This window comes from Thauera sp. (assembly GCF_035444905.1).
GTDB lineage: Bacteria > Pseudomonadota > Gammaproteobacteria > Burkholderiales > Rhodocyclaceae > Thauera.
Genome location: NZ_DAOMPS010000026.1, coordinates 36,992 through 58,425 on the forward strand (window position 1 = coordinate 36,992; position 21,434 = coordinate 58,425).

Here is a 21,434-nt window from a genome sequence, read left to right on the forward strand (position 1 = left end):
TGCCCGGGGAGGAGCATCAATGAACAAAAAAGTGCTGATTGCGGACGATGAGCAGAACATCGTCATTTCGCTGGAATTCCTCATGAAGCGGGAGGGCTTCGAGGTCTTGATCGCCAACGACGGCGAAGAGGCGGTGAGCCGGATTCGCGCCGACCATCCCGACCTCGTCCTGCTCGACGTGATGATGCCCAAGAAGAGCGGCTTCGAGGTGTGTCAGGAGATCAAGGCCGACCCCGCGCTGGCGGCGGTCCGGATCCTGATGCTGACGGCGAAGGGGCGCGATACCGAAGTCGCAAAGGGCCTCGCGCTGGGGGCCGATGCCTACATGACCAAACCCTTCTCTACCAAGGAACTGGTGGAAAAGGTGCGCAGCCTGCTCGGGAGCTGAGCCATGTCCGCGCGCGTGCGTTTCATCCTCGCCGTGATCGTGCTGTTCCTGCTGATGACCGGGCCTTTTCTGCTCACTGCGCTCATCATCTGGGTGGAGACCACGGAAGAGGGACGCGCGCAGTTGATCGAGGTCATCAGCCCGTATCTGACGCTGGGGACCATGCTCACCGCGCTCGGTTTTGCCGCCGGCGTGGGGGTGGTGCGTGCGCTGTTCCGCCAGTACGTGCAGGGTTTGCTGCGCATGTCCGAGCATCTGCGCCTGATGCTGGGTGCCAACCGTGGCTTTCGTGTCCAGCTAGATGGCCCGCCCGAGGTGCAGGCGCTGGCGAAGGCGACCAACGAACTGGCCTGCCAGCGCGATGCGCTGCTGGGCGACGTGGAGGCGCAGATCGCCCGCGCCAAGGAGTCGGTCGAGCTCGAGAAGAATCGCCTTGCCACGCTGATGTCCGAGCTCACGCAAAGCGTGGTGGTGTGCAACCTCGATGGCCGCATCCTGCTCTACAACCAGCGCGCGCGCATGCAGTTCCGCGCCTTGTCGGACGCGCCGGCGGTGGCCGGCGGGGGCGAGCTGATCGGGCTGGGGCGTTCGATCTACGGCGTGTTCGAGCGCAACCAGATCGCCCACGCGCTCGACACCGTGCAGCAGCGCCTGCGCCGTGGCGTGGCCCAACCGCAGGCGAACTTCGTCACCACCACCCGTGCCGGCCAGCTGCTGCGGGTGCAGATGGCGCCGGTGCTGTCCGTGCTCGGCGCCGCGCGCCAGGAGCCGGCCGTCACCAATGGTGAGGGGGGCTCGCACGCGGGTGAAGTCCACGAGGGGGCCGCCCACGAAGGGCCGGCCGAGGCGGCCGCCGCGGGTGGGGCCCAGAGCGTTCCGCCGCAGAGCGAGCGCACGCTGACCGGCTTCATCCTGATGCTGGACAACATCACCCGCAACTTCGAGAACGAGTCGCGCCGCGACCAGATGCTGCACGGGCTGACCGAGGGCAACCGCGCCTCGCTCGCCAATGTGCGCGCAGCGGCCGAGATGCTCGACTACGCGGATCTGCCCGAGGAGATGCGGGTGCGCTTTCGCAGCGTGATCCGCGACGAGGTGCAGGCGATGAGCCGGCGCCTGGACCAGACCGCGAACGAGTTCGCCGATTCGCTGAAGGCGCGCTGGCCGCTCGAGGAGATGCTCGGCGCCGACCTGATCGCCGCTGTCCAGCGTCGCATCGAGAGCCGCATCGGCCTGCCGACCAAGCTCGAGGAGGTCGATGAGTCGCTGTGGGTGAAGGTCGACAGCTTCTCGCTGATGCAGGCGATCACCTATCTGGCGAGCCGGCTGTCGGACGAGTTCGAGGTGCGCGAGGTGCGCTTCCGGCTCACTGCGGCAGGGCGGCTGCTGCACCTGGACCTGATCTGGTCGGGTCAGGCGATGAGCACCGAGACCGTCATGAGCTGGGAGCTCGAGCCGATGCAGATCGATGGCGAGAGCAGCCCGCTGACCGTGCGCGACGTGATCGACCGCCACGACGGCGAGATGTGGCTCGAGCGCGAGAAGGTGCGCCACCGCGCCTTCTTCCGCATCCTGCTGCCGGCCGCGACGCCGCAGGAGCAGGTCGAGTCGGAAACCTATCTGCGTGGGGAGAGCCGGCCCGAGTACTACGACTTCGATCTTTTTGCCTGGTCCGAGAAGTCCCATGGGCTGGAAGACCGCCTGCTGTCCGAGCTGACCTACACGGTGTTCGACACCGAGACCACCGGTCTCAACCCGTCTCAGGGCGACGAGATCATCCAGATCGGTGCGACGCGAATCCTCAACGGCAAGCTGCTGCGCAGCGAATCCTTCGAGCAGCTGGTCGATCCGCGACGGCCGCTGGCGGCCGAGTCGGCGAAGATCCACGGCATCACCGCGGACATGCTGCGCGGGCAGCCGACGATCGACAAGGTGCTGCCGGCCTTCCATGCCTTTGCCGCGGACACCGTGCTGATCGCCCACAACGCTGCCTTCGACATGCGCTTCCTGCAGTTGAAGGAGCCGCAGACCGGGCTACGTTTCGACCAGCCGGTGATCGACACCTTGCTGCTGTCGGCGGTGATTCAACCCAACCAGGAGTCGCACCGCCTGGAGGCGATCGCCGAACGCCTCGGCCTCACCATCGTTGGCCGCCATACCGCGCTCGGCGATGCGATCGTGACCGCCGAGGTGTTCCTGAAGCTGGTGCCCTTGCTCGCAGAGAAGGGCATCCGTACCCTGCGCGAGGCGCGCGAGGCGGCAGAAAAGTCCTACTACGCTCGGATCAAGTACTGATGTCCGGGCGGTACGGCGCGTTCCGGCGGGGCAGGGCTTGAGACGGAACGCCGGCTTCGCCCGCCGCCTGCGCCGCTACTACGGCTGGTACACGGCAAGCTTCCTGCTATTCGTGGTCCTGCTCGCATTCGGCGAGTACCTGGGGCTGTCCGAGCGCGTCATCGGTCACATCTTCCTGTTCGTGACGATCGCGGTGTACGCCACCATCGGCGTCATGAGCCGGACCTCGGACGTGTCGGAGTACTACGTCGCCGGGCGGCGCGTGCCGGCGATGTTCAATGGCATGGCCACCGCCGCCGACTGGATGAGCGCGGCCTCCTTCATCGGGCTGGCTGGCACCTTGTATTTCTCCGGTTTCGAGGGCCTGGCCTTCGTCACCGGCTGGACCGGTGGCTTCGTGCTGGTGGCGCTGCTGCTCGCCCCCTATCTGCGCAAGTTCGGCCAATACACCATCCCGGATTTCCTCGGGGCGCGCTACCAGGGCAACGTGGCGCGCCTGGTGGGGCTGGCCGCCGCGGTGCTGGCGAGCTTCGTGTACCTGGTGGCGCAGATCTATGGCGTGGGCCTGATCACGAGCCGTTTCGTCAGCGTGGAGTTCGAGATCGGGCTCTTCATCGGCCTGGCGGGCATTCTCGTGTGTTCCTTTCTTGGCGGCATGCGCGCGGTGACGTGGACGCAGGTGGCGCAGTACGTGATCCTGATCATCGCCTACCTGGTGCCGGTGGTGATCCTGTCGTACAAGCTCACCGGCATTCCGATCCCGCAGGCGGTGTACGGCACCGTGCTGCAGGAGATCAGCACGCGCGAGGACGTGCTGCTCGAAGCACCGACCGAGCGCGAGGTGCGCGGCCTGTATGCCGAGCGCGCGGACGAACTCGCCGCCCGCATCGCCGCGCTGCCCTCGTCGCTGGAGCTCGAGCGGCGCAAGCTGATCGAGCAGCTCAATGACATGCGGCTCAATACCGCGCCGGCACGCGACATCGCGCTGACCGAGCGCGCGCTGCGCGACCTGCCGCGTACGCCGGCCGAGGCACAGCAGGCCTGGGAGCGCGCCCGGCTCGAGGCGCTCGAGCGCTCGCGGCCGCCACCACGGCACGCCGACGCCCACCCGGGCAAGACGCCGCAGGAGTCGGCGGTGGCGCGCAACAATTTCCTCGCCCTCATGTTCGTGCTGATGGTGGGGACGGCGGCCCTGCCGCACATCCTGATGCGCTACTACACCACGCCCGGCGTCGCCGAGGCGCGGCGCTCGGTCATGTGGTCGTTGTTCTTCATCTTCCTGCTCTACGTCACCGCGCCGGCCTACGCGGTGTTCGCCAAGTGGGAGGTCTACCACAACCTGGTGGGCAGCAGCATCGCGGTGCTGCCGGACTGGGTGGCGTCCTGGGGCAGGGTGGGGCTGGTCAAGGTCGAGGACCTGAACGGCGACGGCATCCTGCAGCTCGCCGAGCTTCGCCTCAACACCGATGTCATCGTGCTGGCGACCCCCGAGATCGCGGGCCTGCCCTATGTGGTGTCGGGCCTGGTGGCGGCGGGCGGCCTCGCCGCCGCGCTGTCGACCGCCGACGGCCTGTTGCTGACGATCTCCAACGCGCTGTCGCACGACCTTTATTACAAGGTGGTCAATCCGCGCGCCTCGGCGCATAGGCGGCTGGTGATCTCGAAGTCGCAACTGCTGGTGGTGGCGGTGGTGGCGGCCTGGGTGGCGTCGCTGCGGCCCGACAACATCCTCTTCATGGTCGGACTGGCCTTCTCCATCGGCGCATCGGCCTTCTTTCCGGCGCTGGTGCTGGGTATCTTCTGGAAACGGGCAAACCGCCCCGGGGCGGTCACCGGCATGCTGCTGGGGCTGGCGCTGACGCTGTTCTATGTGGTGCGCACCCACCCCTTCTTCGGCGGCTCGATGGCCAATGCCTGGTTCGACATCAACCCGATCTCGGCCGGTGTGTTCGGTGTGCCGCTCGGTTTCCTCACCATCGTCGTCGTCAGCTTGCTGACGGCACCGCCGCCGCAGGAGATCCAGGACCTGGTCGACTACGTGCGTTATCCCGAACTCCCTGAACGCGGGCAGCGTTAGGCGCGCCTCTTGAAGCGCGGCCGATGCGCCCCACATAAGGTTCAGTCAAACGATCCCTGAGGACGCCCACCATGCGCTTCGACAAGCTCACCACCAAGTTCCAGCAGGCCCTGCAGGATGCGCAAAGCATCGCCGTGGGCAATGACCAGCAATTCATCGAGCCGCTGCACCTGCTGCAGGCGATGCTCGAGCAGGACGACGGCGGCAGCGTGTCCCTGCTGCAGCGCGCGGGGGTCAATGTGCCGCCGCTGAAGGCCGCACTCGGCAAGGCGATTGCGCGCCTGCCCAAGGTCGAGGGCCATGGCGGCGAGGTCAGCATCGGCCGTGACCTGACCAATCTGCTCAACGTCACCGACCGCGAGGCGCAAAAGCGCGGCGACCAGTTCATCGCCAGCGAGATGTTCCTGCTCGCGCTGGCGGACGACAAGGGCGAGGCGGGCCGCCTGCTGAAGGAGGCCGGGCTCACGCGCAAGGCACTGGAGGCCGCGATCGAGGCGGTGCGCGGCGGTGCCGGCGTCGCCAGCCAGGATGCCGAAGGCCAGCGCGAGTCGCTCAAGAAATATTGCATGGATCTCACCGAGCGCGCCCGCAGCGGCAAGCTCGATCCGGTCATCGGCCGCGACGACGAGATCCGCCGTGCGATCCAGATCCTGCAGCGCCGTACCAAGAACAACCCGGTCCTGATCGGCGAGCCCGGCGTGGGCAAGACCGCCATCGTCGAGGGGCTGGCGCAGCGCATCGTCAATGACGAGGTGCCCGAGACGCTCAAGGGCAAGCGCGTGCTGTCGCTCGACATGGCGGCGCTGCTGGCGGGTGCCAAGTACCGCGGCGAGTTCGAGGAGCGCCTGAAGGCGGTGCTGAAGGAGATCGCCCAGGAAGAGGGGCGCATCATCGTCTTCATCGACGAGCTCCACACCATGGTCGGCGCCGGCAAGGCCGAGGGCGCGATCGATGCGGGCAACATGCTCAAGCCCGCGCTCGCGCGTGGCGAGCTGCACTGCATCGGCGCCACCACGCTCGACGAATACCGCAAGTACATCGAAAAGGATGCCGCGCTCGAGCGCCGCTTCCAGAAGGTGCTGGTCGACGAGCCCACGGTCGAGTCGACCATCGCCATCCTGCGCGGCCTGCAGGAAAAGTACGAGATCCACCATGGCGTCGACATCACCGACCCGGCGATCGTCGCCGCCGCGGAGCTGTCGCATCGCTACATCACAGACCGCTTCCTGCCCGACAAGGCGATCGATTTGATCGACGAGGCGGCCGCCCGCATCAAGATGGAGATCGACTCCAAGCCAGAGGTCATGGACAAGCTCGATCGCCGCATGATCCAGCTCAAGATCGAGCGCGAGGCGGTGAAGAAGGAGAAGGACGAGGCCTCGCAGAAGCGCCTGCAACTGATCGAGGACGAGCTCGCCAAGCTGCAGCGCGAGTACAACGACCTCGAGGAGATCTGGAAGGCGGAGAAGGCCAAGGTGGCCGGCTCGGCCCACATCAAGGAAGAGATCGACGCCCTGCGCGCGCAGATGGCGGATTTCCAGCGCAAGGGCCAGCTCGACAAGGTGGCCGAGCTGCAGTACGGCCGCCTGCCGCAGCTCGAGGCGCAGTTGAAGATGGCCGAGCAGGTCGGCGAGGGCGCGCAGCCCAACAAGCTGCTGCGCACCCAGGTCGGCGCCGAGGAGATCGCCGAGGTCGTGTCGCGTGCCACCGGCATTCCGGTGAGCAAGATGATGCAGGGCGAGCGCGAGAAGCTGCTGCACATGGAAGCCAAGCTGCACGAGCGGGTGGTCGGTCAGGACGAGGCCGTGCGCCTGGTGGCCGACGCGATCCGGCGCTCGCGTGCGGGGCTGTCGGACGAGAACCGCCCGTATGGCTCCTTCCTCTTCCTCGGGCCCACCGGCGTGGGCAAGACCGAGCTGTGCAAGACGTTGGCGAGCTTCCTGTTCGACTCCGAGGACCACCTGATCCGCATCGACATGAGCGAGTTCATGGAAAAGCACTCGGTCGCGCGCCTGATCGGCGCGCCGCCGGGCTATGTCGGCTACGAGGAAGGGGGCTACCTGACCGAGCAGGTGCGGCGCAAGCCCTACAGCGTGATCCTGTTCGACGAGGTCGAGAAGGCCCACCCGGACGTGTTCAACGTGCTGCTGCAGGTGCTCGACGACGGCCGCATGACCGATGGCCAGGGTCGCACGGTGGACTTCAAGAACACCGTCATCGTGATGACCTCGAACCTGGGCAGCCAGATGATCCAGGCCATGGCCGGCGACGACTATGGCGTGATCAAGCTGGCGGTGATGGCCGAGGTGAAGACCTACTTCCGCCCCGAGTTCATCAACCGCATCGACGAACTGGTCGTGTTCCATGCGCTCGACGAGAAGCACATCGCCGGCATTGCCAGGATCCAGCTGAAGTACCTGGAAAATCGCCTGGCACGGCTGGAGATGGCAATGGAGGTGACCGACGCGGCGCTGGCCGAACTGGCGACAGCCGGCTTCGATCCGGTGTTCGGTGCGCGCCCGCTCAAGCGCGCGATCCAGGAGCGCATCGAGAACCCGCTGGCAAAGGCCATTCTCGAAGGCCAGTTCGGCGCCAAGGACCGGATCCGCGTCGATGCCCGCGACGGCCACCTGAGCTTCGAGCGGGCCGCGGCCTGAGTTGGCTCAGCGCGGCGTGGCCTGCCTCAGCCACGCCGCGAACTCGTCCGCGGGCAGCGGACGCGAGAACAGGTAACCCTGCATCAGCGTGCATTGCCGCTCGCCCAGGAAGGCACGCTGGGCGGGCGTTTCCACGCCCTCGGCGACGACGTCCATGCCCAGGTCGCGGGCCAGCGAAAGCGCGGCGGTGACGACTGCGGCATCTTCAGGGTCGCCCGGCAGGTCGGCGACGAAGCTCTGGTCGATCTTGAGGCGGGCGATCGGCAGCCGCTTCAGGTAGGCGAGCGAGGAGTAGCCGGTGCCGAAGTCGTCGAGCGCCAGGGTGAAGCCGAGCTGCACGAGCTGATGCAGGCGATCGGACAGCTTGTCGCCGGGATGCATGAGCGCGCTCTCGGTGATCTCCAGCTCGATCGCGCTCGGCTGCGCGCCCGTCTCCTCGAGGATGGCGAACACCTTGTCCACGAAGTCGTCGCGCTGGAACTGCAACGCCGAGATGTTGACCGCGATGCAGACCTCGCCCAGCCCGGCGCGCATCCACCGTACCTGCTGGCGGCAGGCCTCGCGCAGGACCCAGTCGCCGAGCGGGATGATGAGCCCGGAGTCCTCGGCGACGGGAATGAAGCGAGCGGGCGAGATCGCGCCCTGGGCCGGGTCGGTCCAGCGCACCAGGGCCTCGCAGCCGCAGGTGCGGCCGCTGGCGGTGTCGATCTGCGGCTGGTAATGCAGGGCTAGCGCGTCATTGGCGATGGCGCGGCGCAGCGCGTTCTCGAGCAGCAGGCGCTCGGTGGCGCGGATGTTCATCTCGGGGGTGAAGAACTGGTAGTTGTTGCGCCCCGCAGCCTTGGCGCCATACATCGCGGTGTCGGCGTGCTTGAGCAGGGTCTCCATGGTGTCGCCGTCATCCGGGAAGAGGGCGATGCCGATGCTGACCGAGGGCCGCAGCTCGTGGTCGTCGATCTCGAGCGCGGTGGCGAGCGTCTCGAGCATCTTGCGCGCCACGGTGGCGGCGTCCTCTGGCCCGGTGATGCGCGGCAGGAGGGCGACGAACTCGTCGCCGCCAAGACGCGCGAGCAGGTCCTCGGTGCGCACGCAGGCGCTCAGGCGGCGCGCGACCGCCTCGAGCATGCGGTCGCCGGTGAAGTGCCCGAGCGAGTCGTTGATGGTCTTGAAGTTGTCGAGATCGAGGAATAGCACCGCGAAGCGGTCGCTGTGGCGCGCCGCGCTGCGCAGCGCGAGTGTGCCCTGCTCGATCCACGCGCTGCGGTTGGGCAGGCCGGTGAGCGTGTCGTAGCGGGCGAGGTAGTGGATGTGGGCTTCGGCCTCGCGCGAACTGGTGACGTCCTGCACCGTGCCGCGCAGCCGTCCGAGGCCGTCGGCCGTCCATTCGCTTTCGATCTGCAGTTGCAGGACGCGCGGTGGTGTGGACAGGGTGCGGCAGTCGAGTGTCCTGCGTCCGGCGCCTCGGCACAGCTCGTCCAGTTTCGCCTGCAGGGCGCCACGGTCATCGGCGCAGAAGCTGGCGACGAGCTCGTTGAGCCCGCGCAGCGCCTGCGGGTCGCGATCGAGCAGGGTGTGAAGGTCGTGCGAGCAGCGCAGGCCTTCGCAGCCGCGCACGGTCTCCCAGCTCGCCATGCGCGCGATGCGCATGGCCTCGCTGAGGGCACGCTGCTTGTCACGCAGGTCGGCGCTGGTGGTCTCCAGTTCGTGCGTGCGACGCTCGACGAGGGCGGCGATCCGGCGTGTGTTGCCGGAGCTGATGAGAAGGAAGGCGCCGAGCAGCCCGCTGGCGAGCAGGCCGGAGGCGATCGTCCCCCAGGCTGCCCAGCTGCGCAGGGCGTGGAGGTAGAGCGGGGTGGCGCGCAGGCGCAATTCGAGCCGGCGCTCGGCAAAGTCGATGCCGATGCTGCGTTGCACCTGCCGTTCGCGCCAGCCAGGCTGCTCGCAGCCCGCCGCGCCGACCAGGCGGGTGCCACCGGGGCTGCCGTCCGCGTCGACCAGGCAGAGTTCGATCTCCGGCGCAAGAGCGGGGTCCACCACGCTCCTGATCGCATCCTCCATGCGGAAGGCGGCGGACACGATGCCGGCGCGCGCCTCGCCCTGTCCCTTGTCGTCTGCCTTCCAGGCGGGTCCGGACGTGGCGAGGTAGACCACCATGCCACGCTGGGTGCCGCTTTCCTGCACGAGGCGGAAGGATTCGCTGGCCACCGGGCGGCCGCTTTGCTGGCTGGCGCTGATGGCGGCAGCGGCGGCCGGCAGTGAGTACGGGTTCATGCCGATCACGCTGAGGTTGGCCTCCAGCGGTTCGACGTAGGTGATCGGGTAGTAGCGCGCGGCGGGCGTGGCGGGAAAGGTGCGTCCCTCGGCGTCGCGGTCGAGGATGCGAGAGCCGGCCATCGCCGCCTGCATGTGGGCTTCGAAGCCGGCGCGTTCCTCGGCGCGCACGAGCGGCGCCCAGGCGAAGTTCTTGGCGCCGGGGTAGCGTTCCAGCCAGGCCTGCACGAAAGCGGCGAATTCGGCCCGCGTCAGCGCCTTGCTGACGCCGACCAGGTCGCGGATCGACAGCAGGGTGTCGATCTGGGCGTCGAGGCGGCGCTGGATCTGGATGCCGAGCAGTTCGGTGTCGCGGTTGAACTGCGTGTGGACGCGGGCTTCTTCCCACTGGATGACCTGGCGGAAGGCAAAGCTGAGCACCAGCAGCGCGATCAGCAGGGGGACGGCCACCCCCGCGCGGCGGCTGCGCCAGTCGGATGCCGGGCGGCCAAGGAAGACCAGCATCAGCGGCGTGGCGATGATCGCGCCAAGCGTGTCGCCCAGCCACCAGTTCCACCAGTTGAAGAGCATCTCGTCGCGTGCGATGAGGCCTTCTGCGGCGAGCAGAGGGATGCTCGTCGACGCGGCAATCAGGCAGCTCAGCGGGGCGATGACGGCGAGCAGGAGCAGGATGCTGGCGGGGGTGTCGAAGCGGTGGCGCGCGCCGATCAGGCGCTTCACCAGCCAGCCGCCGGCCAGCGCCTGCAAGGTGGCGGCGGCCGGGACCAGGAGCAGGATCGAGGGGTGCAGGGCCTCGGCACCGACGGCGTTGGCGGCGAGCCACTGCACGCACAGCGAGCCGACGAAGATGCCCGGCCACAGCCGCCAGCCGAAGATCATCACCGCCGACAGGGCAATGCCCGCCGGCGGGAAGACGGGCGCGGCATAGCCGGGCGGGATCGCCACCTGCAAGGAGAGCCAGCCCGCGACCGCGTAGCCGAGGGCAAGCAATGCGATTGCGAACAGGGTAGGCAGGGGGCGAGCGCTCATCGCGCGGAGTATAGGCGGGCGGCATTTCGCCAAATGCGGCATGCTGCACGCTTCGGGCCAGATCGAGGGCAGATGCGCTAAACTTCGGCCTTTCGTCCGCAGCGGAGAGCTCTGCTGCGGGGCAGCGTGCATTGCCTGTCTTGATGGTGTGGCGGCTGCGCCTTGCCACCTTTCCTTTCACCTTTCCAGTCCGTCGCGGAAATCGAGATGTTCGAAGCCATTCGCAGCAACAAGCGGGTTGCGCAGGTCATCCTGGCAATCCTCATCATCCCCTTCGCCTTCTTCGGTATGGACGCGTACTTCAGCGACTCGCCGACCGGCAACGAGATCGCCAAGGTCGGCGGGACCGGCATCAGCGCCTTCGAGTTCGACCAGGCCTTGCGCGAGCAGCAGGACCGGCTGCGCCAGAGCGCCGGCGGCCAGGTCGACCGCGCCTTGCTCGAGTCGGTGGAGCTGCGCCGCGTCGTGCTCGACAACCTGATCAACCAGCGCGTGCTGGCGCTGTATGCGGCCGAGAATCGCCTGGTGGTCACGCCGCAGCAGTTGCAGGAGACCATCGCCGCCGTGCCGGCGTTCCAGGAAGACGGCCGCTTCTCCCTGCAACGCTACGAGATGATGGTGCGCGCGCAGGGCATGACGCCCGCCAATTTCGAGGCCCGCCTCGCGCAGGACGTGCGTGTGCAGCAGATCGTGAGCTCGGTCGGCGACGCCAGCGTCGTGCCGCAGGCGTCGGCGCAGCGCTTCCTGGCTGCCCAGCTCGAGGAACGCCGCATCCGTGAGCTGCGCTTTCCGGCCGCGCGCCTGGCGGCCGAGGTGCAGGTGAGCGAGGACGAGATTGCTGCCTACTACCAGGCCAATCCAGCGCGCTTCGAGCGCGCTGCGCGACTTCAGGCCGACTACCTGGTGTTCGACCGCAGCGCCGTCGAGCAGGGCATCGAGGTCGCCGATGACGAGCTGCGCGCCTTCTACGAAGCTAACCAGGGGCGCTACGGGGTGGCCGAGGAGCGCCAGGCGCGTCACATCCTGCTCGCACTCGACGCGGCCGCCGACGAGGCCGAGGTGACCCGGGTGATGGGCGAGGCCCAGGCCCTGGTTGCCGAACTGCGTGCGCAGCCCGAGCGCTTCGCCGACCTGGCGCGCGAGAAGTCGCAGGATCCGGGGTCGGCCGGGCGCGGGGGTGACCTCGGCTTCTTCGGCCGCGGCATGATGGTGGGGGCGTTCGAGGACGCGGTGTTCGCACAGGACAAGGGGCAGGTGGGCGAACCGGTGCGCACCGAGTTCGGCGTGCACATCATCGAGGTGACCGACATCAAGCCGGCCACGATCAAGCCGCTGGACGAGGTGCGCGAGCAGATCGTCGCCGAGCTGCGCGGCGCCGAGGCCGGACGCCGTTTCGCCGAGCTGGCCGAACAGTTCGCCAACACCGTCTACGAGCAGCCGGACAGCCTGGCCCCGGCGGCCGAGCTGCTCGGTCTCGAGGTGCGCAGCACCGACTGGATGTCTCGCGATGCCGCCACCGGCCCGTTTGCCAACGAGCGCCTGCTCAACGCCGTCTTTTCCGAGGAGGTGGTGCAGAAGGGGCGCAATACCGAAGCCATCGAGATCGGCAACGGCACGCTGGTGTCGGCGCGTGTGAAGGCCTTCGAAGCGGCGCAGCGGCTGCCGCTCGATGAGGTGCGCGAGCGCATCCGGGAGGATCTGCGCCTCGAGCGTGGCGCCCGTGCGGCGGCAGAGCAGGGGGCGGCAGCGCTGGCCGTGCTGCAGAAGGGCGAGCCGCTTGCCGATGCGCAGCGCCCGGGCGAATGGGGCGAGGAGCGCACGCTGCAGCGCGGTGCGCCGGGCCTGCCGGCTGCCGCCATGCAGGCGGTGTTCGCCGCGCCGGCCGAGCCGCTGCCGGCTCATGTGGGCGTGAGCACGGTCGAAGGCGACTATGTGATCTATCGCATCGAGGCCGTCGAGCGGCCGCAGATCGCCGACAGCGACGAGCGTGTCGCGGCGGTGGCGGCGCAGTACTCGCAGCTGCTCGCGGGGCGGGACTTCGCCGCCTTCCTCGCCGAGCTGCGCCAGCGCTACAAGGTCGAGATCAGCGCCAACGCGCTGCCCGCATCCTGAGTCCGGGCTGACCGCCTGTAAACGCAGAACGCCCGGCATCGCCGGGCGTTCTGCTTTGGCCGCTGGCGTTCGTCGCGCGGCTTATTGCGGTAGCGGCGCGGGGTTGCCAAGGGCGGTGATGTTGAAGCCGGCATCGACGTACATCACCTCGCCGGTGATGCCGCTGGCGAGGTCCGAGCACAGGAAGGCGGCGGTGTTGCCGACTTCCTCGATGGTTACGTTGCGGCGCAGCGGGGCGTTGTGTTCGTTGAAGGCCAGCAGCTTGCCGAAGCTGCCGATGCCCGAGGCGGCGAGGGTCTTGATCGGGCCGGCGGAGATGGCGTTGGCACGCGTGCCCTCGGGACCGAGGGTGACGGCGAGATAACGTACCGCCGCCTCCAGGCTGGCCTTGGCCAGGCCCATGATGTTGTAGTTGGGCATGGTGCGCACCGCGCCCAGGTAGGACAGCGTGAGCAGCGCACCATTGCGGCCCTTCATCATCGGGCGCGCCGCCTTGGCCAGCGCGGGGAAGCTGTAGGCGCTGACTTCCTGCGCGATGCGGAAGGCGTCGCGCGTGAGGCCGTCGAGGAAGTCGCCCTCGAGCGCCTCGCCCGGGGCGAAGGCGATCGAGTGCACCAGGCCGTCGAGTCCATCCCAATGCTGACCGAGCTGGTCGAACAGCGCGACGATCTGGGCGTCGTCCTGGACGTCGAGCGGGAAGATCAGCTCGCCGCCGAAGTCCGCCGCCATCTTGGCGACGCGCTCCTTGAAGCGGTCGTTCTGATAGGTGAAGGCGAGCGTGGCCCCTTCGCGGTGCATGGCCTTGGCGATGCCGTAGGCAATCGAACGGTTGCTGAGCAGACCGGTGATGAGGATTCGTTTGCCGGCTAGAAAGCCCATCAGGGGAAACTCCAAATGACAAGAGCCGGATTATAGCCAAAACCCTGCTGGCGGCATGCGCTTGTGATCGCGCTGGGGCCCAAAACCTGCCAGAATCCAGCCTGTTCTTGATCTTTCCCCTTGCACGTGCGCCGCATTTCCTGTCTCCGTCGTGCCCTTCCCGCAAGCCTGTCTGCGCGCATTGCCGCCTGCCTCCCGGTGCTTGCCGCGAGCCTGCTGCTGACCGCCTGCGGCGCGGCCTGGAACGATCCCTACCCGGCCGACGAGCGCGGGCAGAACATCCTGTACACCGCCTTCACCGAGCGTCCCAAGCACCTCGACCCGGTGCAATCGTACAGCGAGGACGAGGCGACCTTCCTGTACCAGATCGTCGAGCCGCCGCTGCAGTACCACTACCTGAAGCGGCCCTACGTGCTCGAGCCGGCGACCGCGGCCGCCATGCCCAGCCTGCGCCGCTACGACGCCCAGGGGCGCGAACTGCCGGCGACGGCCGACGCCGCCAGGGTGGCGAGAACGGTGGTGGAGGTGCGCATCCGGCCGGGTATCCTGTACCAGCCGCATCCGGCATTCGCCACCGATGAGGACGGCAGCCCGCGTTACCTCGGGCTGGGCGCTGCCGATCTGCGCGGGGTGCGCGGCCTGGGCGATTTTGCGCACACCGGCACGCGCGAGCTCGAGGCCGGGGACTATGTGTACCAGATCAAGCGCCTGGCCAACCCGCGCCTGCATTCGCCGATCTTCGAACTGATGGCCGAGTACCTGCCCGGCCTCAAGGACCTGCAGGCCGCGCTGGTCGAGGCGGCGCGGGCGGGGGAGGGGGCAGCGGATGCGGACGGGTCGGCGCCGGCCGGCGGATCGGATCCGGGCTGGCTCGATCTCACCCGCTTCGCGCTGCCCGGCGTCGAGGTCGTCGATCGCCACACCTATCGCATCACGCTGCAGGGCGCCTATCCGCAGTTCCTTTACTGGCTGGCGATGCCTTTCTTCAGCCCGGTGCCGCCGGAGGTGGACCGCTTCTTCGCCCAGCCCGGCATGGCCGAGCGCAACCTCACCCTCGACTGGTGGCCAGTCGGCACCGGTCCCTACATGCTGGTCGAGAACAACCCGAATGCGCGCATGGTGCTGGCGCGCAACCCCAACTACCGCGGCATGCCCTACCCCTGCGAGGGCGAGCCGGGCGATGAGGCCGCGGGCTTGCTGGTGGACTGCGGCAAGACCCTGCCCTTTATCGACAAGGTGGTCTTCTCGCGCGAGCGCGAGGGCATTCCGTACTGGAACAAGTTCCTGCAGGGCTATTACGACGCCTCCGGCGTGTCTTCCGACAACTTCGACCAGGCGGTGAGCCTGACCAGCCAGGGCGAGGTGTCCCTGTCCGAGGAGATGGAGGCGCGTGGCATCCGCCTGCTGACCTCGGTGTCCCCCTCGATCTTCTACCTCGGCTTCAACATGCTCGACCCGCTGCTCGGTGGCGGGCCGTCGAAGGCCGAGCAGGAGCGCGCGCGCAAGCTGCGCCAGGCGATCTCGATCGCGCTCGACATGGAGGAATTCGTGTCGATCTTTCTCAATGGCCGCGGGGTACCGGGCATGAGCCCGATCCCGCCCGGCATCTTCGGCGCGCGCGAGGGCAGGGCGGGCATCAATCCGGTGGTGTACGAGTGGCGTGGGGCTGAGGCCGACGGACGTCCGGTGCGCCGCAGCGTGGACGCGGCGCGCCGCCTGCTGGCCGAGGCGGGCTGGCCCAATGGGCGCAATGCGCAGACCGGCGAGCCGCTCATTATCAACCTTGACACCACCCCGGGCGGGCTGGGCGACAAGGCGCGCTCGGACTGGCTGGCCAAGCAGTTCCGCGAGCTCGGCGTGCAGTTCGTGGTGCGCCCGACCGACTTCAACCGCTTCCAGGACAAGATCCGCCAGGGCAACGCCCAGCTCTTCTTCTTTGGCTGGAATGCCGACTACCCCGACCCCGAGAACCTGCTCTTCCTGCTCCACGGCGCGCAGGGCAAGGTCCGCTTCAACGGCCAGAACGCCGCCAACTACGAGAACGCGGAGTACGACGCCTTGTTCGAGCGCATGAAGGCGATGCCCGACGGCCCCGCCCGCCAGCAGATCATCGACCGCATGGTGGCGATGGTGCAGGAGGACGCACCATGGATCTTCGCCTTCCATCCCAAGGCCTATTCCCTGCAGCACGGCTGGGTGCACAACCGCAAGCCGGGGGCGATGGTGCGCAACACGATGCAGTACCAGCGCCTCGACGTGGAGCGCCGCGAGGCCGCGCGTGCCCAATGGAACAGGCCGGTGCTGTGGCCGCTGGCGCTGGTCGCGCTGCTGTTGGCCGCAGTGATCGCCCCGGCCGTGATCCACTGGCGCCGGCGTGAGACCGCCACCGCCGCCCCGGCGGCGCCGTCGCCCGCTTCCTCCTCCCCGGCCGAAGGAGGCGCGCCCTGATGCTGGCCTACCTCGTCCGTCGCCTGCTGTATGCAATCCCGATCCTCATCGGGGTGAACCTGCTCACCTTCCTGCTCTTCTTCGTGGTCAATTCGCCGGACGACATGGCGCGCATGCACATCGGCGTCAAGCGCGCCACGCCCGAGGCGATCGAGCGCTGGAAGGTGGAGCGCGGCTACGACAGGCCGATGTTCGTCAATGCCGAGGCCGAGGGCAGCGCGCGCTTCACCGACACCATCTTCTTCGACAAGTCGCTGCGCATGTTCGCGCTCGAGTTCGGCCGTGCCGACGACGGCCGCGACATCGGCCAGGAGATCCGCGACCGCATGGGGCCGTCGCTGGCGATCGCGCTGCCGACCTTCGTGCTGAGCCTCCTCGTGTCGATCAGCTTCGCGCTGCTGCTGGTCTTCTTTCGCGCCACCTACCTCGACTTCTGGGGTGTGGTGCTGTGCGTGGCGATGATGTCGATCTCCAGCCTGTTCTACATCATCGGCGGCCAGTGGCTGGTGTCCAAGATGTGGTCGCTGGTGCCGATCTCGGGCTATGCGCCAGGGCTCGATGCCGCGCGCTTCCTGCTGCTGCCGGTGCTGATCAGCGTGCTCGCCGGCATCGGCTCGAGCGCGCGCTGGTATCGCACCATCTTCCTCGAGGAGATCTCGAAGGACTACGTCCGCACCGCGCGCGCCAAAGGCTTGTCCGAGCTTGCGGTGCTGTTCCGCCATGTGTTGCGCAATGCGCTGATCCCGATCCTGACCGGCGTGGTGGTGGTGATTCCGCTGCTGTTCATGGGCAGCCTGCTGGTCGAATCCTTCTTTGCCATTCCCGGCCTGGGCAGCTACACGATCGACGCGATCAATGCGCAGGACTTCGCGGTGGTGCGGGCGATGGTCTTCATCGGCTCGGTGCTCTACATCATCGGCCTGATCCTGACCGACATCTCCTACACGCTGGTCGACCCGAGGGTGAGGCTGCAATGAGCACGCTCTGGGGAACACCGATGGGCTTCCAGCCGGTGCTGTTGTGGACCGACGCGCTGCTCTTCCTGCTCGTCGGCGTGGCGGTGCTGGCCGCGCTCTACGTGCGCGGGCAGGAGCCCTTGCGTGCCGCCTGGCGCAAGGTGGGCAAGCGGCCCACCGGCATGGCCGCGGCGACCGTGCTGCTCGCCTTCGTCGCGGTCGGCCTGCTCGACAGCCTGCATTACCGGCCCTTGTTGCCGCCGGTGGCGGCCACGATCGCGGCCGAGGATGGCCAGCAAGCGCCAACGTCGGCCGGTAGCGAGGGGGCCGAGGCCGAGCGCGCTGCGGGCGAGGGCGCGCCGGCTGGGCAGTACTCGACCGAGGTGCTGTCCGTGCTCGACGCGCTGTTGATGCCGCTGCGCCTGCAGACCGAGAAGACCTATTCGGCCCCTTTTGCATGGCGCCTGTACCAGCGCGAGGCGATGGAGCTGGCTGATGGCCGCCAGGTGCGCGACTACCCGCGGCTGGTGCATGGGGCCGCTCACTTGCAGGCTCCCGAGCATGAGCGCGGCGCGGACGTGGCGGCGCGGGTGGCCAACGCCGCGGGGCAGGCCGCGCTGTGGTCGGCCATCGCCTTCGTGCTGCTGGTGACGACGGTGTGGCGTGGCAGCGGGCTGGGCTGGGGGGCGGTGGCGGTGGCGATCCTCGGCGGGCGCACCGTGCTGGCGTGGCGCGCCGCGCTAGTGACGCTGGCCTTCGTGCTGTTGATCCTCGCGCTGTGCCTGCAACTCGCGCCGCTGTATCACGTGCTCGGCACCGACAAGGTCGGCCAGGACGTGCTGTATCTGGCGCTCAAGAGCGTGCGCACTGCGCTCGTGATCGGCACCATCACGACGCTGGTGATGATGCCCTTCGCGGTCGCCCTCGGCATCGCCGCCGGCTACCTGGGCGGCTGGGTGGATGATGCCGTGCAGTACCTGTACACCGTGCTCAACGCCATTCCCGGCGTGCTGCTGATCGCCGCCGCGGTGCTGATGATGCAGGTCATCATCGACACCAACCCGCAGTGGTTCGACACCGCCGCAGAGCGCTCCGACGCGCGCCTGCTGGCGCTGTGCTTCATCCTCGGCATCACGAGCTGGACAGGGCTCGCGCGGCTTTTGCGCGGCGAGACGCTGAAGCTGCGCGAACTCGAGTACGTGCAGGCGGCGCGGGCCTTCGGGGTGAAGACGCCGGCCATCCTGCGCCGCCACATCCTGCCCAATGTGATGCACATCGTCATGATCGCGCTGGTGATGGATTTCTCCGGTCTGGTGCTGGCGGAAGCCGTGCTGTCCTATGTGGGCATCGGTGTCGATCCGACCACGATCAGCTTCGGCACCATGATCAACATGGCGCGCGCCGAACTTGCCCGCGAGCCGATGGTCTGGTGGTCACTGGCGGCAGCGTTTGTATTCATGTTCGTGCTGGTGCTGGCGGCCAACCTGTTCGCTGACGTGGTGCGCGACGCCTTTGACCCGCGCCGCGGATAGGCGGTCGCCGCCTTGACCGCAGCGCGGAGCATTCCTTCCGCCGGCTGCGGAACTCGCCATCGCTGCGCTCGGCTCGGACAGTCCTCGCCGGCTTCAGGAACGCCCCACACTCCGGTCAGCGCAGCCTGGCCTCAACGCCCGACAAGACCATAGCCCAATGAAAGATCTTCGATTCGACAACCGCTTCGTGCGCGAGCTGCCCGGTGATCCCGAGGAAGGGCGGCACGTTCGCCAGGTGCATGGGGCCTGCTATTCGCGGGTCGAGCCGACACCGGTGCGCGCACCGACGCTGCTGGCGTGGTCGCCCGAAGTGGCCGAACTGCTCGGCCTCACCGAGGCAGACATCCGGAGCCAGCACTTTGCTGACGTGTTTGGCGGCAATGCCTTGCTGCCGGGCATGGAACCCTATGCCGCCTGCTATGGCGGGCATCAGTTCGGCAACTGGGCGGGGCAGCTCGGCGATGGTCGGGCGATCACGCTCGGCGAAGCGATCAATGCGCGAGGTGAGCGCTGGGAACTGCAGCTCAAGGGTGCCGGGCCTACGCCGTATTCGCGCCGGGCCGACGGGCGCGCGGTGCTGCGCTCGTCGATCCGCGAGTTCGTCTGCAGCGAGGCGATGCAGCATCTGGGCGTGCCGACCACGCGTGCGCTCAGTCTGGTGGCCACCGGCGAGCAGGTGGTGCGCGACATGTTCTACGACGGCCATCCGCGGCCCGAGCCAGGCGCGGTGGTGTGCCGGGTGGCGCCGTCCTTCATCCGCTTCGGCAACTTCGAGATCTTCGCCTCGCGCGGCGAGGAGCCGCTGCTCGAGCGCCTGATCGACTTCACCATCGCCCGCGACTTCCCCGAGCTCGCCACCGAGCGCGATCCGGTGGCGCGCCGCCTGGCCTGGTTCGAGGAGGTGTGCCGGCGCACGGCCGTCCTGCTGGCGCACTGGATGCGGGTCGGCTTCGTCCATGGGGTGATGAACACCGACAACATGTCCATCCTCGGCCTGACGATCGATTACGGTCCGTATGGCTGGGTGGACAACTTCGACCCGGAGTGGACGCCGAACACGACCGACGCCGGCGGGCGCCGCTATCGCTTCGGCCACCAGCCGCGCATCGCGCACTGGAACCTGTGGCAGCTGGCCAATGCCGTGTATCCGGTGATGCAGCAGGTCGAGCCGCTAGAGCGCGCGCTGGCGGGCTATGCCCAAGTGCATGAGGCCGAATACCGGCGGCTGAAGGCCGCGAAGCTCGGCCTTGAATCCTGGCGTGCCGGTGCGACGGACGACGACACGCGCGCGGACGAGCACCTGCTCGACGAGCTGCACCGCATCCTGCAGGCGGGCGAGATGGACATGACGCTCTTCTTCCGCTGCCTGGCGGAACTGGACCCGGCTGCCCCTGATCCGGCCCTGTTCGAGACCGGGTTCGACGGTGGCGTGTTCTACGTCGAGGCTCGCCGGGTGGCGGTGGCGGACGATTTCGCCGCCTGGCTGCAACGCTACGCGGCGCGGGTGGCGGAGGAGGGCGTGCCGGCCGAGACCCGGCGTGCCGCGATGAACCGCGTCAATCCGCTCTACGTGCCGCGCAACTATCTGGCGCAGCAGGCCATCGATGCGGCCGAACAGGGCGACCTGAGCGAGCTCGAGACCTTGTTCGAGGTGCTACGCAAGCCCTATGAGGTGCAGCCCGGGCGCGAGCGCTTCGCCGCCAAGCGCCCGGACTGGGCGCGCCACAAGGCGGGGTGTTCGATGCTGTCGTGCAGCTCGTGAGCGTGCGCGCCCTTAGGCCTTGACCCGCATCAGTCGCTGCTTCTCGCGCTCCCAATCCTTCTTCTTCTCGTCCTCGCGCTTGTCGTGCAGCTTCTTGCCCTTCGCCAGCCCGATCTCGAGCTTGATGCGGCCCTGCTTGAAGTGCATGTCGAGCGGCACCAGGGTGTAGCCGGCACGCTCGACCTTGCCGATCAGGCGGGCGATTTCCTTCTTGTGCAGCAGCAGCTTGCGCGTGCGCGTGGGATCGTGGCGGACGTGGCTGGAGGCGGTGGTGAGCGGGGTGATGTGCATGCCGAACAGGAAGATCTCCTCGCCGCGGATGACCACGTAGGACTCCTTGATGTTGGCGCGCCCGGCGCGGATGGCCTTGACCTCCCAGCCTTCGAGGACCATGCCGGCCTCGTGCCTTTCCTCGATGAAGTAGTCGTGCGTGGCCTTGCGGTTTTCGATGATGCTCATGGTGTGGCGATTCCTCGGGCGCGGGGCGCGGCAGCAAACGGGGGTGCCCGCATGCGGTAGAATCGCGCATTTTAACAGTTTGGCCGCGCGCCCGTTTCGGCGGGTGTGGGGCCCGACAGGCAGGCTTGCGCATGGCCGACGTCAAGAAGCTCGTTCTCATCGAATTCACTCCCGTGCAGATGTTCGACCTGGTCGACCGTTGCGAGGACTATCCACAGTTCCTGCCCTGGTGCGGCGGCGCCGACGTGCATCAGCGTACCGCCGAGCTCACCTCGGCGACCCTCCACATCAATTACCACGGCATCAAGGCGCATTTCAGCACCGAGAACGCCAAGCGCTACCCCAGCGAGATGCGCCTGCGGCTGACCGACGGTCCCTTCACCCATCTCGACGGCCACTGGCAATTCACCGCGCTGGGCGACACCGCCTGCAAGGTCGAATTCAGCCTGCATTACGAGTTTTCCAGCAAGCTGCTGGAGAAGGTGCTCGGCCCCGTCTTCAACCACATCGCCAACACCTTCGTCGATTCCTTCGTGAAGCGTGCGGGCCAGATCTACAAAAAGGCCTGA

The 21,434-nt window shown here is 67.8% G+C and carries 13 protein-coding genes; 10 read left to right on the forward strand and 3 right to left on the reverse strand.

The window, feature by feature from the left end; all coding sequences use genetic code 11:
• Positions 1-19: 19 nt before the first annotated feature.
• The 4 genes from PLC66_RS12710 (at position 20) to clpB (ending at position 7,417) form a co-directional block, all read left to right on the forward strand.
• On the forward strand, positions 20-388 hold the full coding sequence (locus tag PLC66_RS12710; RefSeq protein WP_324540947.1) for a response regulator transcription factor: 369 nt from the start codon (positions 20-22) through the stop codon (positions 386-388).
• A 3-nt stretch (positions 389-391) separates the two neighbouring features.
• Entirely contained in the window at positions 392-2,683 is a 2,292-nt protein-coding gene (locus PLC66_RS12715) for a 3'-5' exonuclease (RefSeq protein ID WP_324540949.1), read from the forward strand.
• 37 nt (positions 2,684-2,720) lie between these two features.
• On the forward strand, positions 2,721-4,760 hold the full coding sequence (locus PLC66_RS12720; protein ID WP_324540951.1) for a sodium:solute symporter family protein: 2,040 nt from the start codon (positions 2,721-2,723) through the stop codon (positions 4,758-4,760).
• 71 nt (positions 4,761-4,831) lie between these two features.
• Positions 4,832-7,417, forward strand: a complete 2,586-nt coding sequence (clpB, locus tag PLC66_RS12725; protein WP_324540953.1) for an ATP-dependent chaperone ClpB — start codon at positions 4,832-4,834, stop codon at positions 7,415-7,417.
• Positions 7,418-7,423: 6 nt separating this feature from the next.
• Here the strand turns inward: clpB and PLC66_RS12730 are convergent, their stop codons facing one another.
• On the reverse strand, positions 7,424-10,717 hold the full coding sequence (locus PLC66_RS12730; protein WP_324540955.1) for an EAL domain-containing protein: 3,294 nt from the start codon (positions 10,715-10,717) through the stop codon (positions 7,424-7,426).
• A gap of 207 nt (positions 10,718-10,924) precedes the next feature.
• Between PLC66_RS12730 and PLC66_RS12735 the strand changes: the two genes are divergently transcribed.
• Positions 10,925-12,829: a SurA N-terminal domain-containing protein gene (locus tag PLC66_RS12735; RefSeq protein ID WP_324540957.1), complete on the forward strand. Its 1,905-nt coding sequence runs from the start codon at positions 10,925-10,927 to the stop codon at positions 12,827-12,829.
• Positions 12,830-12,910: 81 nt separating this feature from the next.
• Here the strand turns inward: PLC66_RS12735 and fabI are convergent, their stop codons facing one another.
• Positions 12,911-13,708, reverse strand: a complete 798-nt coding sequence (gene fabI / locus PLC66_RS12740) for an enoyl-ACP reductase FabI (RefSeq protein ID WP_324540959.1) — start codon at positions 13,706-13,708, stop codon at positions 12,911-12,913.
• 180 nt (positions 13,709-13,888) lie between these two features.
• Here fabI and PLC66_RS12745 point away from each other — a divergent pair, with 180 nt between their 5' ends.
• The 4 genes from PLC66_RS12745 to PLC66_RS12760 all read left to right on the forward strand — a co-directional run bounded on the left by PLC66_RS12745 (position 13,889) and on the right by PLC66_RS12760 (position 20,406).
• Positions 13,889-16,156, forward strand: coding sequence for an ABC transporter substrate-binding protein (locus PLC66_RS12745; RefSeq protein WP_503012202.1), 2,268 nt, complete (start codon positions 13,889-13,891; stop codon positions 16,154-16,156).
• Positions 16,156-17,133 (forward strand): ABC transporter permease, encoded by a 978-nt coding sequence (locus PLC66_RS12750; RefSeq protein WP_324540963.1) that lies wholly within the window; start codon positions 16,156-16,158, stop codon positions 17,131-17,133. The genes PLC66_RS12745 and PLC66_RS12750 overlap by 1 nt, the downstream gene beginning before the upstream one ends.
• Positions 17,134-17,153: 20 nt before the next feature.
• The gene (locus PLC66_RS12755; protein ID WP_324540983.1) at positions 17,154-18,644 is read left to right on the forward strand and encodes an ABC transporter permease; all 1,491 of its coding nucleotides are present in this window, start codon (positions 17,154-17,156) and stop codon (positions 18,642-18,644) included.
• A gap of 157 nt (positions 18,645-18,801) precedes the next feature.
• The gene (locus tag PLC66_RS12760) at positions 18,802-20,406 is read left to right on the forward strand and encodes a protein adenylyltransferase SelO (RefSeq protein ID WP_324540965.1); all 1,605 of its coding nucleotides are present in this window, start codon (positions 18,802-18,804) and stop codon (positions 20,404-20,406) included.
• Between the two features lie 12 nt (positions 20,407-20,418).
• Here PLC66_RS12760 and smpB read toward each other — a convergent pair whose 3' ends face one another.
• Positions 20,419-20,865, reverse strand: coding sequence for an SsrA-binding protein SmpB (smpB, locus tag PLC66_RS12765; RefSeq protein ID WP_324540967.1), 447 nt, complete (start codon positions 20,863-20,865; stop codon positions 20,419-20,421).
• Positions 20,866-20,996: 131 nt separating this feature from the next.
• On the opposite strand from smpB, the gene PLC66_RS12770 reads away from it, so the two are divergent.
• Complete coding sequence (locus tag PLC66_RS12770) at positions 20,997-21,434, forward strand: type II toxin-antitoxin system RatA family toxin (RefSeq protein WP_324540969.1); 438 nt, start codon at positions 20,997-20,999, stop codon at positions 21,432-21,434.